Annotated in this window: 16 protein-coding genes and 3 tRNA genes; 6 read left to right on the top strand and 13 right to left on the bottom strand. The window is 39.9% G+C overall.

The features are described 5' to 3' along the window. Positions 1-42: 42 nt before the first annotated feature. Together PXH59_RS03335 and lldD are read left to right on the top strand one after the other, a co-directional pair. Entirely contained in the window at positions 43-651 is a 609-nt protein-coding gene (locus PXH59_RS03335) for an RBBP9/YdeN family alpha/beta hydrolase (RefSeq protein WP_285810321.1), read from the top strand. A 301-nt stretch (positions 652-952) separates the two neighbouring features. Next, a complete protein-coding gene (lldD, locus tag PXH59_RS03330) occupies positions 953-2,095 on the top strand; it encodes an FMN-dependent L-lactate dehydrogenase LldD (protein WP_285810320.1) in 1,143 nt (380 codons plus the stop codon). 175 nt (positions 2,096-2,270) lie between these two features. Here lldD and PXH59_RS03325 read toward each other — a convergent pair whose 3' ends face one another. Then, positions 2,271-3,059: a PhzF family phenazine biosynthesis protein gene (locus tag PXH59_RS03325; RefSeq protein WP_285810319.1), complete on the bottom strand. Its 789-nt coding sequence runs from the start codon at positions 3,057-3,059 to the stop codon at positions 2,271-2,273. A gap of 174 nt (positions 3,060-3,233) precedes the next feature. On the opposite strand from PXH59_RS03325, the gene PXH59_RS03320 reads away from it, so the two are divergent. From PXH59_RS03320 to PXH59_RS03310, 3 genes are all read left to right on the top strand, one after another. Continuing rightward, positions 3,234-3,611, top strand: coding sequence for a hypothetical protein (locus tag PXH59_RS03320; protein ID WP_285810318.1), 378 nt, complete (start codon positions 3,234-3,236; stop codon positions 3,609-3,611). Positions 3,612-3,643: 32 nt separating this feature from the next. After that, the gene (locus PXH59_RS03315) at positions 3,644-3,823 is read left to right on the top strand and encodes a hypothetical protein (RefSeq protein WP_285810317.1); all 180 of its coding nucleotides are present in this window, start codon (positions 3,644-3,646) and stop codon (positions 3,821-3,823) included. Between the two features lie 169 nt (positions 3,824-3,992). Next, positions 3,993-4,118, top strand: a complete 126-nt coding sequence (locus PXH59_RS03310) for a hypothetical protein (RefSeq protein ID WP_285810316.1) — start codon at positions 3,993-3,995, stop codon at positions 4,116-4,118. Between the two features lie 164 nt (positions 4,119-4,282). On the opposite strand, the gene PXH59_RS03305 is transcribed toward PXH59_RS03310, so the two are convergent. The 3 genes from PXH59_RS03305 to PXH59_RS03295 all read right to left on the bottom strand — a co-directional run bounded on the left by PXH59_RS03305 (position 4,283) and on the right by PXH59_RS03295 (position 7,161). Next, positions 4,283-4,927 (bottom strand): LysE family translocator, encoded by a 645-nt coding sequence (locus PXH59_RS03305; protein ID WP_285810315.1) that lies wholly within the window; start codon positions 4,925-4,927, stop codon positions 4,283-4,285. A 205-nt stretch (positions 4,928-5,132) separates the two neighbouring features. Further along, a complete protein-coding gene (locus tag PXH59_RS03300; RefSeq protein ID WP_285810314.1) occupies positions 5,133-6,068 on the bottom strand; it encodes a LysR family transcriptional regulator in 936 nt (311 codons plus the stop codon). A gap of 151 nt (positions 6,069-6,219) precedes the next feature. Then, a complete protein-coding gene (locus tag PXH59_RS03295; RefSeq protein ID WP_285810313.1) occupies positions 6,220-7,161 on the bottom strand; it encodes a Kdo(2)-lipid IV(A) acyltransferase in 942 nt (313 codons plus the stop codon). A 347-nt stretch (positions 7,162-7,508) separates the two neighbouring features. Here PXH59_RS03295 and trhO point away from each other — a divergent pair, with 347 nt between their 5' ends. Then, on the top strand, positions 7,509-8,567 hold the full coding sequence (gene trhO / locus PXH59_RS03290) for an oxygen-dependent tRNA uridine(34) hydroxylase TrhO (protein ID WP_285811611.1): 1,059 nt from the start codon (positions 7,509-7,511) through the stop codon (positions 8,565-8,567). Positions 8,568-8,950: 383 nt separating this feature from the next. Here trhO and PXH59_RS03285 read toward each other — a convergent pair whose 3' ends face one another. The 9 genes from PXH59_RS03285 to PXH59_RS03245 form a co-directional block, all read right to left on the bottom strand. Beyond that, complete coding sequence (locus PXH59_RS03285; protein ID WP_285810312.1) at positions 8,951-9,136, bottom strand: hypothetical protein; 186 nt, start codon at positions 9,134-9,136, stop codon at positions 8,951-8,953. Positions 9,137-9,345: 209 nt separating this feature from the next. Beyond that, positions 9,346-9,600 carry a biofilm formation regulator BssS gene (gene bssS / locus PXH59_RS03280; protein ID WP_285810311.1) on the bottom strand — a complete coding sequence of 85 codons (255 nt, stop codon included), beginning with the start codon at positions 9,598-9,600 and terminating at the stop codon, positions 9,346-9,348. 350 nt (positions 9,601-9,950) lie between these two features. Next, positions 9,951-11,003 (bottom strand): dihydroorotase, encoded by a 1,053-nt coding sequence (gene pyrC / locus PXH59_RS03275; protein ID WP_285810310.1) that lies wholly within the window; start codon positions 11,001-11,003, stop codon positions 9,951-9,953. A 230-nt stretch (positions 11,004-11,233) separates the two neighbouring features. Then, positions 11,234-11,309, bottom strand: a tRNA-Asn gene (locus PXH59_RS03270). A 365-nt stretch (positions 11,310-11,674) separates the two neighbouring features. After that, positions 11,675-12,130, bottom strand: coding sequence for an IS200/IS605 family transposase (gene tnpA / locus PXH59_RS03265; RefSeq protein ID WP_047767579.1), 456 nt, complete (start codon positions 12,128-12,130; stop codon positions 11,675-11,677). 15 nt (positions 12,131-12,145) lie between these two features. After that, on the bottom strand, positions 12,146-12,325 hold the full coding sequence (locus PXH59_RS03260; RefSeq protein ID WP_285810309.1) for a hypothetical protein: 180 nt from the start codon (positions 12,323-12,325) through the stop codon (positions 12,146-12,148). 6 nt (positions 12,326-12,331) lie between these two features. Further along, positions 12,332-12,407: transfer RNA gene (locus PXH59_RS03255), tRNA-Asn, on the bottom strand. A 269-nt stretch (positions 12,408-12,676) separates the two neighbouring features. Beyond that, positions 12,677-12,752, bottom strand: a tRNA-Asn gene (locus PXH59_RS03250). A gap of 525 nt (positions 12,753-13,277) precedes the next feature. Then, the gene (locus PXH59_RS03245) at positions 13,278-14,387 is read right to left on the bottom strand and encodes an ISAs1 family transposase (RefSeq protein ID WP_285810308.1); all 1,110 of its coding nucleotides are present in this window, start codon (positions 14,385-14,387) and stop codon (positions 13,278-13,280) included. Positions 14,388-14,439 lie beyond the last annotated feature (52 nt).

Genomic DNA, 14,439 nt, shown 5'->3' with positions numbered 1-14,439 from the left:
TTGACTCCATAAATAGATAAATTATTAAATAGGAGAAAATTAGTGATATCAGAAAGAATAAGTGACCAAGGGCGATTTTCTGGCAAAAAAATAATTATTGTTCATGGATATACTGCTTCACCTTCTTCACATTGGTTCCCTTGGTTAAAAGAGAAACTTATTGAACAGGGTGCGGAAGTTATCATACCTACCATGCCTGATACATCATCTCCTAAACCAGAAGTTTGGGCTAAGATGCTGATGGATATTGTGCCTGAGGCAGATAAAGACTCGGTTTTTGTTGGTCATAGTCTCGGTTGTATCACGTTATTGCGACATTTAGCATCGATGCGTTCTCAGCATCTTCGTATTGGTGGATATATTTTGGTTTCTGGATTTGACGTTCCTCAAATGACTTTACCAGAATTGGATTCTTTTACTGTTGAGCCGTTAGATTATGCTTTCTTGCGTGAGGTAACCAAATACCGTTTTTCACTTATTTCATCTAATGATGAAATTATTTCTCCGCAATTCTCCCAGGCTTTGGCTCATTCTTTGCAAACGGAAGTGATTAATATTGCTAATGGTGGACATTTTCTTGATAGGGATGGCTTCAATCGTTTATTACCTGTTTATGATATTCTGGAAAATATGCTATCAGACCGAATATAGATAAATGGTAGTTTTTAACCCATTAGTTTATTGCTTTTATTCTGGAGGGAGATCTTAAATATAAGAGACCAATGCGTTATTTTAAATATGGTTTGTCGGTTATAAGGTTTGATTATCATTTTTCTCAGGCTCTAATAAGGTTTCTCATTTAACATTTGGTGGAATACAACACTCTATCGCGTTGAATGCTCTATTTTTGGGATCACCAACGCTAGTCTGTGGGGGAATTGTGGCTGTCATGGCCTTGATTCTGGCATCTTGAAAAATGTGCGAATAACTTTTCAACATTAGGGTAGGTATTATGATTATTTCCGCTTCAACTGATTATCGGGATGCAGCTCAAGCTAAGTTACCACCTTTTCTGTTCCACTATATTGATGGCGGAGCCTACGCAGAGCATACCCTTAAACGTAATACCGCAGATTTATCCAATATTGAGTTACGCCAGCGTGTGTTGAAGGATATGTCTGAGTTAAGTCTGGAAACCCGCTTATTTGGCGAGAAAATGTCAATGCCGGTAGCACTTGGTCCTGTTGGATTGACAGGAATGTATGCGCGTCGTGGTGAAGTGCAAGCTGCACGTGCCGCAGCCAAAAAGGGGATCTCATTTACTTTGTCGACGGTATCAGTATGCCCGATTGAAGAAGTCGCTTCTGCAATCGATCGCCCAATCTGGTTTCAGCTCTATGTGCTAAAAGATCGTGGTTTTATGCGCAATGTATTGGAAAGGGCACAGGCTGTGGGAGTCAAAAATCTGGTATTTACCGTTGATATGCCAGTACCAGGAGCGCGTTACCGTGATGCCCATTCCGGTATGAGTGGCCCGTATGCAGCCATGCGTCGTATTTTGCAGGCGATAACTCATCCGCAATGGGCATGGGATGTAGGATTATGGGGTAAGCCACACGATTTGGGCAATATCTCGGTATATCGTGGCAAACCGACCAAATTGGAAGACTATATTGGCTGGTTGGGAAGTAATTTTGATCCATCAATTTCATGGAAAGATTTGGAGTGGATCCGTGATTTCTGGAAAGGGCCGATGATTATCAAAGGCATCCTTGATCCAGAAGATGCTAAAGATGCTGTCCGGTTTGGCGCTGATGGTATTGTGATTTCAAATCATGGTGGACGTCAGCTTGATGGTGTTTTATCAACGGCACGAGCTTTACCTGCGATTGCAAATGCAGTCAAAAACGACATTACCATTCTTACTGATTCTGGTATCAGGACAGGATTAGATGTGGTGAGAATGCTTGCCCTGGGCGCAGATAGTGTTTTACTGGGGCGTGCGTTTGCTTATGCGTTGGCTGCGGCAGGTGAAGCGGGCGTTTCTAATTTGCTGGATCTGATTGAGAAAGAGATGCGGGTAGCGATGACCTTAACCGGAGCGAGATCAATCTCGGAGATTAATTCAGATTTGTTGGTACTTAATCAAGTCTAATGGTAGATGGCACGATGCTGGTCAGCAGAATGTATTTGCTGACCATATCTAATTAATCCTTTAAATACCAATGGGATGATATCTCTGCCATGCAGGTTTGTCTGGCTGACGGTGAGGATTTTCAGCTAGCATGTATAACTGAGGTGTTTTTTTCCTATTTATCAAAAATAAAAGATTATATATTCTCAAGCAGTATCTCACCGTGTGAAAAGAGTCTTGCTTTACCTGTCAGATAGATACGATCTCCATCTATTCGACATAACAGCTCACCGCCTCGTTCTGATAATTGACGGGCATAAAGCTCAGTTTTATTGAGCCGCTTTCCCCAGAAAGGAGCAAGAACACAATGGCTGGAGCCTGTAACAGGATCTTCATTGACGCCTTTAGCGGGTGCAAAATAGCGAGAAACGAAATCAGTGGGCGAATCACCGAGAGCGGTAATGGTCAGTCCTGGCAAGGGCAGGGCCGCAATCTTATTAAAATCGGGGTGGGTATGGATGATTTGTTCTACGGAATCTAAAACACAAATATAACGATCATGTGAAGCGAATACTGTGGAAACATTTTGTCCCAGGGCGTCTTGTATGACAGGGATGAGGTCATTTTCTTCATGGCAATCGGCGACAGGGAAATCCAATGTAAAAACACCATCTTGATGAAAAACCCGGAGTTCACCGGAGCGGCTTTTGAATGTGAGTAATTTCTCTTGGATGTTGCGGTGGGTTATGAGGACAAACGCGGTCGCCAGCGTTGCATGTCCACATAAATCGACTTCGACTTTAGGTGTAAACCAGCGTAGATGATTTTCGACCAAAAAAGCGGTCTCCGGCAGGCCAATTTCAGCAGCGATAGCAATCAGCGTTTCATCTGTTGGCCATTTATCCAGCAATACAACCGCCGCGGGATTGCCAGAAAACAATTTTTCCGTAAAGGCATCGACATGATAAATAGGGTATGAATGCATCAGAAGCTCACTTAATTTTTATAATGAAAAGAAAAATATACAATGTTTAAACCTTATTGATTTGTAAAGAGTTATTTTGTTTAATTGCAAAATACACAGAAATTGTAGTGTTGACCTTAGGTGATAATGGTTATTAAATAATAATTCGTTGTTATAGTCCCAATAAGGACGGATATGAAAATCAAAGGATCCTATTGCCTATTTTTACTTTTGTCGGTGTGGTTTTCTCAAGCACTGGCTTTGGATTTAAGCTACCAAAATGATATCCCCGCAGATAACAGACCTTCAGAAGAATACCTGAAAAAGAGGCTCAATCTGGGCAGTTCGGGCTACGGAAGTTGGGACATGAAGGAACTCGCGAAAGGTAATACCTTAGCTGAGAAGAGGGAGAAGGAACTGAAAGAATACAATGATAGATTTGGGGTAAAGAATCTGAGCCTTCCTCATGATTGGTATCCGCAGGGTTCTTATTTCCATATGCAGCAGCAGACCTTTAATCGAGAAATGCAACGCTTCAGGATGGAGTCTGAACGTTTTCAGAGAGCAAACTAAACGTCATTGTTATATTCCCATTAAGGAAAGATATGAAAATCAAAGGATCCCATTGCCTATTTTTAATTTTGTCAGTGTGGTTTTCTCAGGCTCTGGCATTGGATTTAAGCTACCAAAGTGGTATCCCCGCGGATAATAAACCTTCAGAAGAGTACCTGAAAAAAGAGGAACACACTGGATCGTGGGAATTGGAACACGGAAAAACTGGCTAAAGACAATGCGTTAGTTGAAAAACAGGAAAATGAACTGAAAGAATATAATGATAGATTTAATAATAGATTTAATAAGTATCACAATGGGCTTGATAAAGAGAGCTGGAAGCTTTCTTATGATTGGAATGAGCAACAGTTTAAGTTCTCTCATAAGCCACGAGACAACTTTATGCACCATGTCAGAGAGCAGGATAAACGTCGTTGCTATAGGGAAACAAGGCAGAAATTAGAGAAAGAGCAGGGGAATGGTTATTCCAATGCTGATATCGCCGATGCCTGTCGTTCTTACTATTAATTGAGTTAACTGCCAGTTAACACAGGTTTAAAACTGCCTCTTAAATGTAACAAAAGCAGCGAAATAGTGGCAAGGATGCTGAAAATAGCGAAAGGATTCGCAAATTTAGCAGCCACTGACATTAACCAACATACTATCAAAATGTGAGGTTGACACAAAAGGTATTAAACGATTGGTAGACGCTGATCAATACATAAGTTAATGGCTAATGCTATAAATATCAAACAGGTAATTTTATTAAGAATAGTTTGTAGTGATGGTTTACTGGATATCGTTTTATTTAAAAAGCCGGACAAATAGGATATGATCGTAAATACAATAAAAGCAATTACGACAAATATTAAACCTAAATATAATAATTGAAGAGATACTGGAATAGCGATTGTATTGTCAGTAGTAAACTGAGGCAGAAAAGCCAAAAAGAAAATAATTACTTTTGGATTTGATAAATTCATAATCAAACCTTTTTTAATGAGTTTTTTTGTGTCATTAAAACTGTTGGTATTGTTTTTGAGATGAATAGGTTTTGCCTTAAAGGCTCCCCAAGCCAGATAGCTTAAATAAAACACACCAAATAACCTGATAATTTCAAAGGCTACCGTATTAGCTTGTATTATTGCTGCAATGCCTAATGAAACTAAAGAGGTATGCATTACTAATCCAATACATAGGCCAAGGGTAATTAATATACCTGATTTGTATCCATTTATTGCAGACTGACTTAAAACTAAAAGATTATCAGGGCCTGGTAAGAAGCATAAGAAGGTTGAAATACTGATAAATGTAACAAGTGTTTCTGTAGAAAGCATATTTATTACCATGATAAAATTAAAAATAACCGATGTTATCATCTATACCAATCCAACTTCAATATGCGTGTTATATTTCCCTGCGGAGCGGGGAAATATAAGGTCTCGCGTCGTCTTGCAGACTGCAACTTGAAGTTTATCGAGTATATATGAAAAAGTATTGGTTATATTAATGTAACAAGGTCATCTATAAAAGACGAAAAATCTACTTGTAGGTATGAATTAATTTCATACCCTGTTCGATAGTTCTTTCAAGATGAGCTTTGATCAGAGGAAAACAGATATCCCTAAACCATCTATGCTCTGGATCCTGGTGATGTTTCGCATGCCATAGCAAGTAATATTGTTGTGCTTTAATATCAATAGGCAAGCGTCTTATTTGTAAATCATAGTGTTGAGCAAAATCAGCAGCAATATGCAGTGGTATGGTTAGCATGGTGTCTGTTTTTAACAATAACTCAATGGCCGCCTGGAAAAAGGGAACTGTAGTATAAATGTGACGATTTAGGTTCATCTTTGCCAACATGTGATCGACAGAACTGTCTTTATCTCCGCCACCACTAATCAAAATATGTCGGCCTTCTATATAGTCGTTAATAGTCATATCACTATTAGCTTTGGAATGTATATTTCTAAATGCAACGGCAAGTTGATCTTCAGCCATCATTTTACCGTATAAATTATCAGGTATCGTATCGGCAATGGTTGCGACTAAATCAATATTTTGTTCAGAAAACTTATTCAAATTGTCTTTATGCCACAATTTATATTCAATACTCACATTAGGAGCATCAACTTCAATGTCAGAAATTATAGATGGCAAGATGGCTTGGGCAACATAATCACTGGATGCTAAGGTGAATTTCCTCTTACAAAGATCTGGTTCCATGATTTCTGGTGTATAGAGGTTATCTAATTGTTGCATCAATACTGGGAGCTTTTCTTTCAGTTTTTCGCCTTTTAGGGTGAGAATAAATTGATTTGTTTCTCTTACAATAATTTTGTCATGAAAATCTTCACGCAGCTGATGTAATATTTTGCTCATTGCCGATTGTGTAACACCTAATTGCTTTGAAGACTCAGTTAGGTTAAGAGTTTGCAATATTGATATTAAAGCTGGTAATAACTTGTAATTATTCAAGATGTGTTTTCCATGGAATGAAACATCTAATGAGTATAATAATTTTATGTCACTAATGTGAATCCTGGACAAAATACTACTAAATATTCCTGACTCAGACACGGGAAAGGTATTGGCTGTTACTTAGGAAATAACAGCCAGATGATGTTTATCAGTGAATATTATCGTTGTCACCATACAAAGATGGCATACCTTTAGGGCGAGTTTTGAAACGGCGATGCAACCACATATATTGATCGGGTGCCTGCATAATTTCCTTTTCGATCACTTTATTCATGAAGGTTGCGGCTTCTGTTTCATCTTGCAGAGGAAAATTTTCTATCGCGGGCTGAATAATTAACTCATAACCCTTTCCATTGGGTAACCTTCGCGGAGTAAAAGGGATGAGTGCAGGTTTGGCCAAACGGACGAGAATGGAGGTTCCGGTCGTAGTTGCAGCGTGTTCAACAGCGAATAATGGGGCAAATACACTGTTACGAGGGCCATAATCGTGATCAGGGGCGTACCAAACAATCTCACCATTTTTTAGGCATCGGATCATGCCCTTAACATCTTTTCTGTCCAGCATGTATTTATTGGAACGGAGACGCCCCCAAGTTTGTAGCCAATCCATGACAAGATTGTCATTTGGGCGATAAACACCAATACCTGGGTTCAGCATACCAAAAATACGTGCTCCCAATTCCAGTGTTAAAAAATGGATACCAATGACAATAACCCCCTGTCCTGTGGATTGCACTTGTTGGATATGCTCCCTTCCGGTGACCTTGAACCAACGATTGATGCGCCAGTCAGGCCAAAACCAGGCCATTCCTGTCTCAAACAGGCCCATGCCAACAGATTCGAAATTTCTGACTAGATATTCCTGTCGTTTCTCTGCTGGCATATCAGGGAAACAGAGTGCCAGATTGCGCTCTGCAACGTTGGCCCGTTTTTTTAAGAAACGTAGTGAAAGTCGTCCAAGCCGGGTTCCCATCCAATAAATCGCTGGATAAGGTAGCAAAACCAGTAAATAAAGTATGCCAATACCTAGCCAGGTCAGCCAGTAGCGGGGATGTAAAAGCGAACGACAAAAAGGAGGTGCTTGTATCATGTGTTTTCTGTATGTTATTTGTTATTTTGAGTCGGTTTCAATCTGTCTGAATTAGAGATGCCTAAGATAGACTCTAAAAATCATATTGGTGTATTGTGACACTTTTTAGTGGAATATCGAAATTTTGCGGCACTAAATATTGAATCTGGTAATAATTTGTTTGCCAGATTTACTGTCTGGCAAGGTTTTGCTGCCTCTGACCATCGTAGTCACCCTCCCACGGTATCGGCGTGATGGAAAAGCATAAAGCACTATCCGCTAACGGCCATTTTCGTTATGATATCCCGCCATCAATGGAACGACCATTGAAGTTTTCATTTTTTAATCGAAATTCAGGAAAGAACACCATGCCAGTGTTGCATAACCGTATTTCTAATAAAGAGTTGAAAGAGCGCATGTTGGCTGAAATTGAGCCGCGCACTACTATCTCTTTTTATAAATATTTCACCATTTCCGCACCACAGACTTTTCGCTATAGCCTGTATCAAAAATTTACCGAGTTATCTGTCTTTGGGCGGGTTTATATCGCCAAAGAAGGTATCAATGCACAAATTAGTGTGCCTTCCAAGAATGTCGATGCGTTGAAGGCATTATTGGATGAAACCGATCCGGCATTATATAATCTGCGTCTTAACATTGCCTTAGAAGATGATGGTAAATCATTTTGGGTCCTGCGCATGAAAGTGCGTGAGCGCATTGTTGCAGATGGTATTGAAGATGAAACTTTTGATTCATCTAAAACAGGCGAATATCTGAAAGCGGAGCAGGTTAACCAAATGCTGGATGATCCTGATACCGTCTTTGTCGATATGCGTAACCATTACGAATATGAAGTTGGGCATTTCGAAAACGCGATTGAAGTTCCATCAGATACGTTTCGTGAACAGCTGCCAATGGCTGTAGAGATGCTGAAGGATAATAAAGATAAAAATATTGTCATGTACTGTACTGGCGGAATTCGTTGCGAAAAAGCAAGTGCTTATATGTTGCATAGTGGTTTTAGCAAAGTTTACCACGTGGAAGGTGGCATTATTGAGTATGCCCGCAAAGCGAAAGAACAAGAATTGCCAGTGCGTTTTGTTGGTAAGAACTTTGTCTTTGATGAGCGTATGGGTGAGCGCATTACTGAAGATGTTATTGCTCACTGTCACCAATGCGGAGTGACGTGTGATAGCCATACCAACTGTAAGAACGATGGTTGCCATTTGTTATTTATCCAGTGCCCATCTTGTGCAGCACATTTCGAAGGCTGTTGCAGCGATGCTTGCCGTGAAGAGATGAAACTGCCAGAAGAAGAACAGCGTATCCGTCGTGCAGGAAGAGAGAATGGGGCTAAGATTTTTAATAAGTCCCGCTATCGATTAAATGAAGGTTTGAATATTACATCCCTGCAATCTATTAAATAGTCGTGCTTTAAGTCGTCGCCGTTTCCATCTTTCAAATTGCAGCTTTATTCTCTGTGCTTACTTATCCCATTCACATAATTTATTATGTGAATGGGAATTTTATACTAGAATAGGTTATTCAAAAATCTAACAAAACACTTGAAGATATTGTAAATAAAAAGTAACTCTATTTTGTTGGATACACCTATTTTTTCTATAATATCCTCTGATGGGGATAAACTGTACTATTGCTGATTTTTAATGTTTTGGCAATTTCATGAGTATCCATTTCTGACATCCAATAATAGATGATACGATCTTTCTGGTGACTAAAAATAGAACCATGAGTACTGAAATGAGAGAAACAACATTGAACATTATATAATACCATTTCTTTTAGGTGTTCAAGTAATATCGTTAGATCTTTCTTGTATAAAATTATTATTTTTCAATTGCATATAAGGTGGTGAGCTATTTATGGTATCACGCATTGATACTGCTTCTAAAGAGAGGATATCTGTATTTTCTTTTAGGGGTTCAATAATTCCAAAGCGTGAATAATAGCATTCATTAATGACTAATGGTTTCATTACTTGAACATCCTTGTTCTACTGTAATTATATTTAAATATCAGTTTAATAGCTAAACATTAGGCGAGTGAACACGAACGTATAAGACAATATTTGAAGAATAATAAACCATATGGATAATTTTATTGGTTGAGATGTGTTCAGTTGTTCATTTGGGACACTCAATATATTGAGTGTCCCAATGTGTTGGAGGCTAAATTTAGTTATTGTTAATGTTTAATATGATCAAGTTGGCTGTATTCTGAGGATTCTATTTTTTCAATCCCAGCTTGTAAAATGAGGATAAGCTGTTTGGCAACGCCTGTTGTTAACCACAACGTTTTGTCAACACTGACACTTTCTGTTGTTTGATCTTGGGTGGATGAGTAATGAAGGCGTATCATCATAGCGTCATAGGCATCGACAATGCTGATATCCCAGCCTACAACAGGATGTGTTTGAATTATTTCATTTTCTTTTCCCATAAAACCTCCTAATCAGACTACAGAATCATATTGATATAATTGACTAAGAGCAGTAAGGCCTCGTCTAAGACAAGCCTTAAGCAGTATAAACCTTTTTGGCAATCTATACTCGATAAACTTCAAGTTGCAATCCGCAAGACGACGCGAGGCCTTATATTTCCCCGCTGCACGGGGAAATATAACACGCATCTTAAAGTTGGATTGGTATAAGAAGTGAAAAAAGCAGGATTTTTTGCATCAGAACCGAGAAGAACCATGATGGGGTATTTCTGCTTTTTATCAGGCCAGAAGTGCGCGGAAATAGTGTGCGGAAATAAAAAACAATTTCCGCACGAAAGAGCGTGCTAAAGTTACTTACATTCCCTTACATCCCATCTTGCATCTTCCCCTGCAAGGAATGGAATTAACTTTTCGTCACCACACGCAATGTATTCAACAACAGGGGTTGGTTTGCGGGTGAGTTCGATAAAGCCATCATTAACTGGCAAACCGTAAAATGCAGGGCCATTCAGGGAGCAGAAGGACTCGAAATATTCCATTGCACCCATTTCTTCAAAAACAGTAGCATAAGCAGCCAGGGCGGTTGGAGCATTGAAAACGCCCGCACAGCCACAAGAAGATTCTTTGCGGTGCAGTACATGAGGAGCGGAATCCGTGCCTAAGAAAAAGCGGTTACAACCACTGGTAACTGCTGCTCGGAGGGCTTCTTGATGAATGTTGCGTTTTAGTACAGGTAAGCAGTAAAGGTGAGGACGAATACCACCAACCAGCATATGGTTGCGATTGAACATTAAGTGCTGTGGTGTCAATGTCGCACCTAATTTATCGTTGCCTTCTAGAACATATTCTGCGGCTTCTTTGGTGGTAATATGCTCGAAAACAATTTTTAATTCAGGAAATTGCTGACGCAATGGTTCCATTACCTGTTCGATAAAGTGCGCTTCACGGTCAAAAATATCAATATGAGAAGCGGTAACTTCCCCGTGGATCAGCAATGGTATACCTATTTTTTCCATGGTTTCCAATAATGGGTAGATCTTTCTGATATCGGAAACACCGTGGCTAGAATTTGTTGTTGCGTTGGCGGGGTAAAGTTTGCAGGCGGTAAAGATGCCTTCTTTATGGCCAATTTCAATTTGATTGCTGGCTGTTGAATCTGTCAGATAACAAGTCATAAGAGGTTGGAAATGATGATCTGACGGTGTAGCTGCAATTATCCTCTCTTGATAGGCTTTGGCGCTGGCAACATCCGTCACTGGAGGGACAAGGTTGGGCATGACGATAGCCCGGCCAAAAAAACGGCTGGTATGGGGTACAATGGTTTTTAGCATACCGCCATCACGAAAATGAACATGCCAGTCGTCAGGGCGGCGGATTTTAATTGTATATGATTCAGTGGTCATGGAACCGGCTCCAGAATGTAAGTGAAAAATGATGGATGCTGATTCAGCAATCCTTAAGCCGGAGGAGAATGATAAAGTGAAAATAGCTAAATAGCTATTATTGAATGATAATACTCTCTAAATTTTAAAAAATTATAATTTTAAGTTTATCTGGGGTGAGGGTACGCAGAGGAAATTATCTTATCAAAAAAGGAAAAAATAGAAGTAACAACACGAGGGTGAATTGAATTTGGCTCCTCCAGCTGGACTCGAACCAGCGACATACGGATTAACAGTCCGCCGTTCTACCGACTGAACTATGGAGGAACTCCTTCAAGACGGGGCGAATATTAACGGCATTTTTTGCGTTTGTCAAAGCAGAAAATAGTAATAACCGTTTGATTGCTGAGAATCTGTGCGTTATGTGTGTTTTTTGACTAAAATTGACGGGTGATAGTAAATCGGGGAGCAGAAATGGGGCATAGGAGTAAGTAACCGAAGAGGAAAGTAAGAAGGAAGATCCCTGAAAAATGGAGATCCTAAAAAGAAGAAGGATAAAAAACGGGAGACCAGAAATCAAAACCACCCGCATAGCGGGTGGTTTGCTCTCGCCCTATAAGGGCATGTTACCGACTGCGCCAAAATGACGCCGCTTTCTCTTTGTTCAAGCTAAATGTCATTGTCTCTTTGGCTTACCCCTTAAAGGGGTCCTCATACTCACGTGCACTCAATTTATCCTGTATGAAATCTTGCTTTTCCTGCTCTCGGATATACTTACGGATCGTGGCTTCATTGAGTCCTACTGTACTCACATAATATCCTTCTGACCAAAACTTCCTGTTGCCAAATTTGTATTTTAGATTCGCGTGCTTATCAAATATCATCAGTGAACTTTTACCTTTCAAATATCCCATGAAACTCGATACACTGATTTTCGGCGGGATACTCACCAACATATGCACATGATCTGGCATCAAATGTCCTTCTATTATTTCTACCCCTTTGTACTTACAAAGGTTTTTTAAAATCTCACCTATACTTGAACGTAAACTTGCAAAAATAACTTTACGTCTGTATTTCGGCGAAAAGACGATATGGTATTTGCAGAGCCACTTTGTGTGGGCCAAGCTTTGTGCTTTAATTCCCATAAACACCTTTCCTTCTTAGTTACGCATATTAGCTTGAACATCTATATCGTAACGGAAAGGTGTTTTTCTTGGTATAACCCCCTGATCTCCACCCGCATAGCGGGTGGTTTTATGTTTAAGAAGCATAGGGCTTCTTAAACTGGCTAAAGCCCTAAAGCAAAAAACCTGATTAGTTAATCTAATCAGGTTCTTCAAAATATTTGGCTCCTCCAACTGGACTCGAACCAGTGACATACGGATTAACAGTCCGCCGTTCTACCGACTGAACTATGGAGGAATTCCGTTTAAGTGGCTCGAATAATAACGGCATTTTTCACGGTTGTCAAAGCAGAAAATAACAATAAGTGTTTGATTGCTCGTAATATGCGCTTGTCGGGCTGTTTTTGATCTTTTTGTGTTTTTAGCATAGGTAATCACGTCGGCAAGGCTATTTGAAATAGAGAAGAAACGGGAAATAAAGAGATGGAGATAAAAGGGAATGGATAACAGTTTGTGCTCAAAAGTAAAAATCCCGACCAGCAAAGCTAATCGGGATTTCCAGAAATTTGGCTCCTCCAGCTGGACTCGAACCAGCGACATACGGATTAACAGTCCGCCGTTCTACCGACTGAACTATGGAGGAATTGAGTTGTTCCTAGGAACGGAGCGGATAATACAGTGGATGGTTTAATGTTGTAAAGTAAAAAAATTAAAAATAAAACCAATTGATTTGTTTTTCGTCAAAATGGCTTTTTTTTGCTGTTTTTTGCTTAAAAAACATCTAATAATTTGAGTTTTTATTGATTTTAACATCTTTATTGTTTTTTGTTTATCCAGGAAAAACTCAACTTATTTTATATACCAATCCAACTTCAGGATGCGTGTTATATTTCCCCGCGCAGTTGGGAAATATAAGGCCTCGCGTTGTCTTGCGGATTGCAACTTGAAGTTTATCGAATATATTCGTTGCTTTTATCTCTGTTTTTATTGAATTCTAAATAGAAAATACAAGATATTACAAAGTAAATATGTGCAGGATTGGTTTTTAATAGATACTGGCAACAAGTACAGAACAGGTTGGTCTTAGTAACAGGGGTTACGCATGAAAATATTGAGTGGATAATTCCTTCATTTTGAGAGCAGGGCGCGAGCATGCTTTGATGAATATTCAACCAAAGAAAACTCTAGCCCTATAATCATCACACCAACCCGCTTTTTTAAGTTTGTTCCTTTGGCTGGGTGCCCCACAATCGCATTGTTTGACCAGATTCAACACAATTCGCCGAAATAATGCCAGATTCTCAACCGCACCATCCAGAACAATTCTTGAATCATCTTCTTTAAAAACTACATCAAGGATATAGGGCTGACCATTCTCAATTCGCCAATGTTGACGAATATAGTGCCCCAATAACTTATGCTTGGGTGAAAGAGAACTCACGTAATAAGAAGTCTCCACCGTTCCTTTGCCGTTTTGTGTCCGGTGACGTTCAACCGCAATCACACTGCGGATCGTTGGCCACTTGTCGGCCAGTTCTGGCTCGAATTTTGCCTTTAACTGAAACACATAGCGCTCTTCACGTCGGCCATGGGCTTCTTGTTTAACTTCCGTGATAATTTTCTCTTTACCCGCATCAAACACCGCCTGAAATTGAGATTGGACGGCTTCCCACAGATGGGGCTGATTTTTCTTCACCTGAACAACAACATGGGCTTTTTTTTCACTGATTTTCTCCAGTGTTTGGCGCTGACAATGCAAGGCATCTAGCGTGACTATGCTGCCTTTCAGGTCAAGAAGCTCTAGCATCTGCCGTACGATACTGATTTCACCGTTTTTCGTAGCGGTCGCTTTCTGGCTCAGAACTAACCCCCGCTCCGTATCATACGCCGTGACCAGCTGAACGGCATTTTTCCTTTCATTACGGTAGGCGTGTCGCAGAACTTTTCCATCAAAGGCAATGACCGGTTTTCCTCCCTGTTCACGTTGCTCGTTGATCCAGTTGAGTAAAGCGTCCAGCAGGGAATCGAGCTCAATAGCGCGCACTATCCTGGCAATCGTGTGTCGACGGGGTATTCCACTGAGAAAAGAACGATATTTTCTCAGCCATTTAATTTTAGCACGACCATAAGTTTCAATATCTTGCCAGCCTTCGGCGCCGGCCAGAATGGCACTGATGACAAGAAAAATGACATCAACCAGCTCGTATTGACGATTGATATCAGAACGGGTTTCTTTCACAACGGTTAAATATTCAATCAGGGTCTGGTTCGGATTCATGGGTGAGCATTCAAAGAAGAAATAAGAATAATTAGATCACGTAATTACTGTT

Source organism: Xenorhabdus bakwenae, from assembly GCF_030272115.1.
In the GTDB taxonomy this organism is placed as follows: Bacteria; Pseudomonadota; Gammaproteobacteria; order Enterobacterales; family Enterobacteriaceae; genus Xenorhabdus; species Xenorhabdus bakwenae.
The sequence above is the reverse complement of the archived record's forward strand: the minus strand, read 5'-3'. Positions and strand labels throughout refer to the sequence as shown.

What these genes read in the sequence shown, in the direction of transcription:
- bssS (WP_285810311.1), bottom strand. Translation starts at nt 9,600, where the DNA reads ATGGGAAAAGAAAATGAAATAATTCAAACACATCCTGTTGTAGGCTGG.
- tnpA (WP_047767579.1), bottom strand. Translation starts at nt 12,130, where the DNA reads ATGGGAATTAAAGCACAAAGCTTGGCCCACACAAAGTGGCTCTGCAAA.
- PXH59_RS03325 (WP_285810319.1), bottom strand. Translation starts at nt 3,059, where the DNA reads ATGCATTCATACCCTATTTATCATGTCGATGCCTTTACGGAAAAATTG.
- trhO (WP_285811611.1), top strand. Translation starts at nt 7,509, where the DNA reads ATGCCAGTGTTGCATAACCGTATTTCTAATAAAGAGTTGAAAGAGCGC.
- PXH59_RS03320 (WP_285810318.1), top strand. Translation starts at nt 3,234, where the DNA reads ATGAAAATCAAAGGATCCTATTGCCTATTTTTACTTTTGTCGGTGTGG.
- PXH59_RS03310 (WP_285810316.1), top strand. Translation starts at nt 3,993, where the DNA reads ATGCACCATGTCAGAGAGCAGGATAAACGTCGTTGCTATAGGGAAACA.
- PXH59_RS03295 (WP_285810313.1), bottom strand. Translation starts at nt 7,161, where the DNA reads ATGATACAAGCACCTCCTTTTTGTCGTTCGCTTTTACATCCCCGCTAC.
- PXH59_RS03245 (WP_285810308.1), bottom strand. Translation starts at nt 14,387, where the DNA reads ATGAATCCGAACCAGACCCTGATTGAATATTTAACCGTTGTGAAAGAA.
- lldD (WP_285810320.1), top strand. Translation starts at nt 953, where the DNA reads ATGATTATTTCCGCTTCAACTGATTATCGGGATGCAGCTCAAGCTAAG.
- PXH59_RS03315 (WP_285810317.1), top strand. Translation starts at nt 3,644, where the DNA reads ATGAAAATCAAAGGATCCCATTGCCTATTTTTAATTTTGTCAGTGTGG.
- PXH59_RS03305 (WP_285810315.1), bottom strand. Translation starts at nt 4,927, where the DNA reads ATGCTTTCTACAGAAACACTTGTTACATTTATCAGTATTTCAACCTTC.
- PXH59_RS03285 (WP_285810312.1), bottom strand. Translation starts at nt 9,136, where the DNA reads ATGAAACCATTAGTCATTAATGAATGCTATTATTCACGCTTTGGAATT.
- pyrC (WP_285810310.1), bottom strand. Translation starts at nt 11,003, where the DNA reads ATGACCACTGAATCATATACAATTAAAATCCGCCGCCCTGACGACTGG.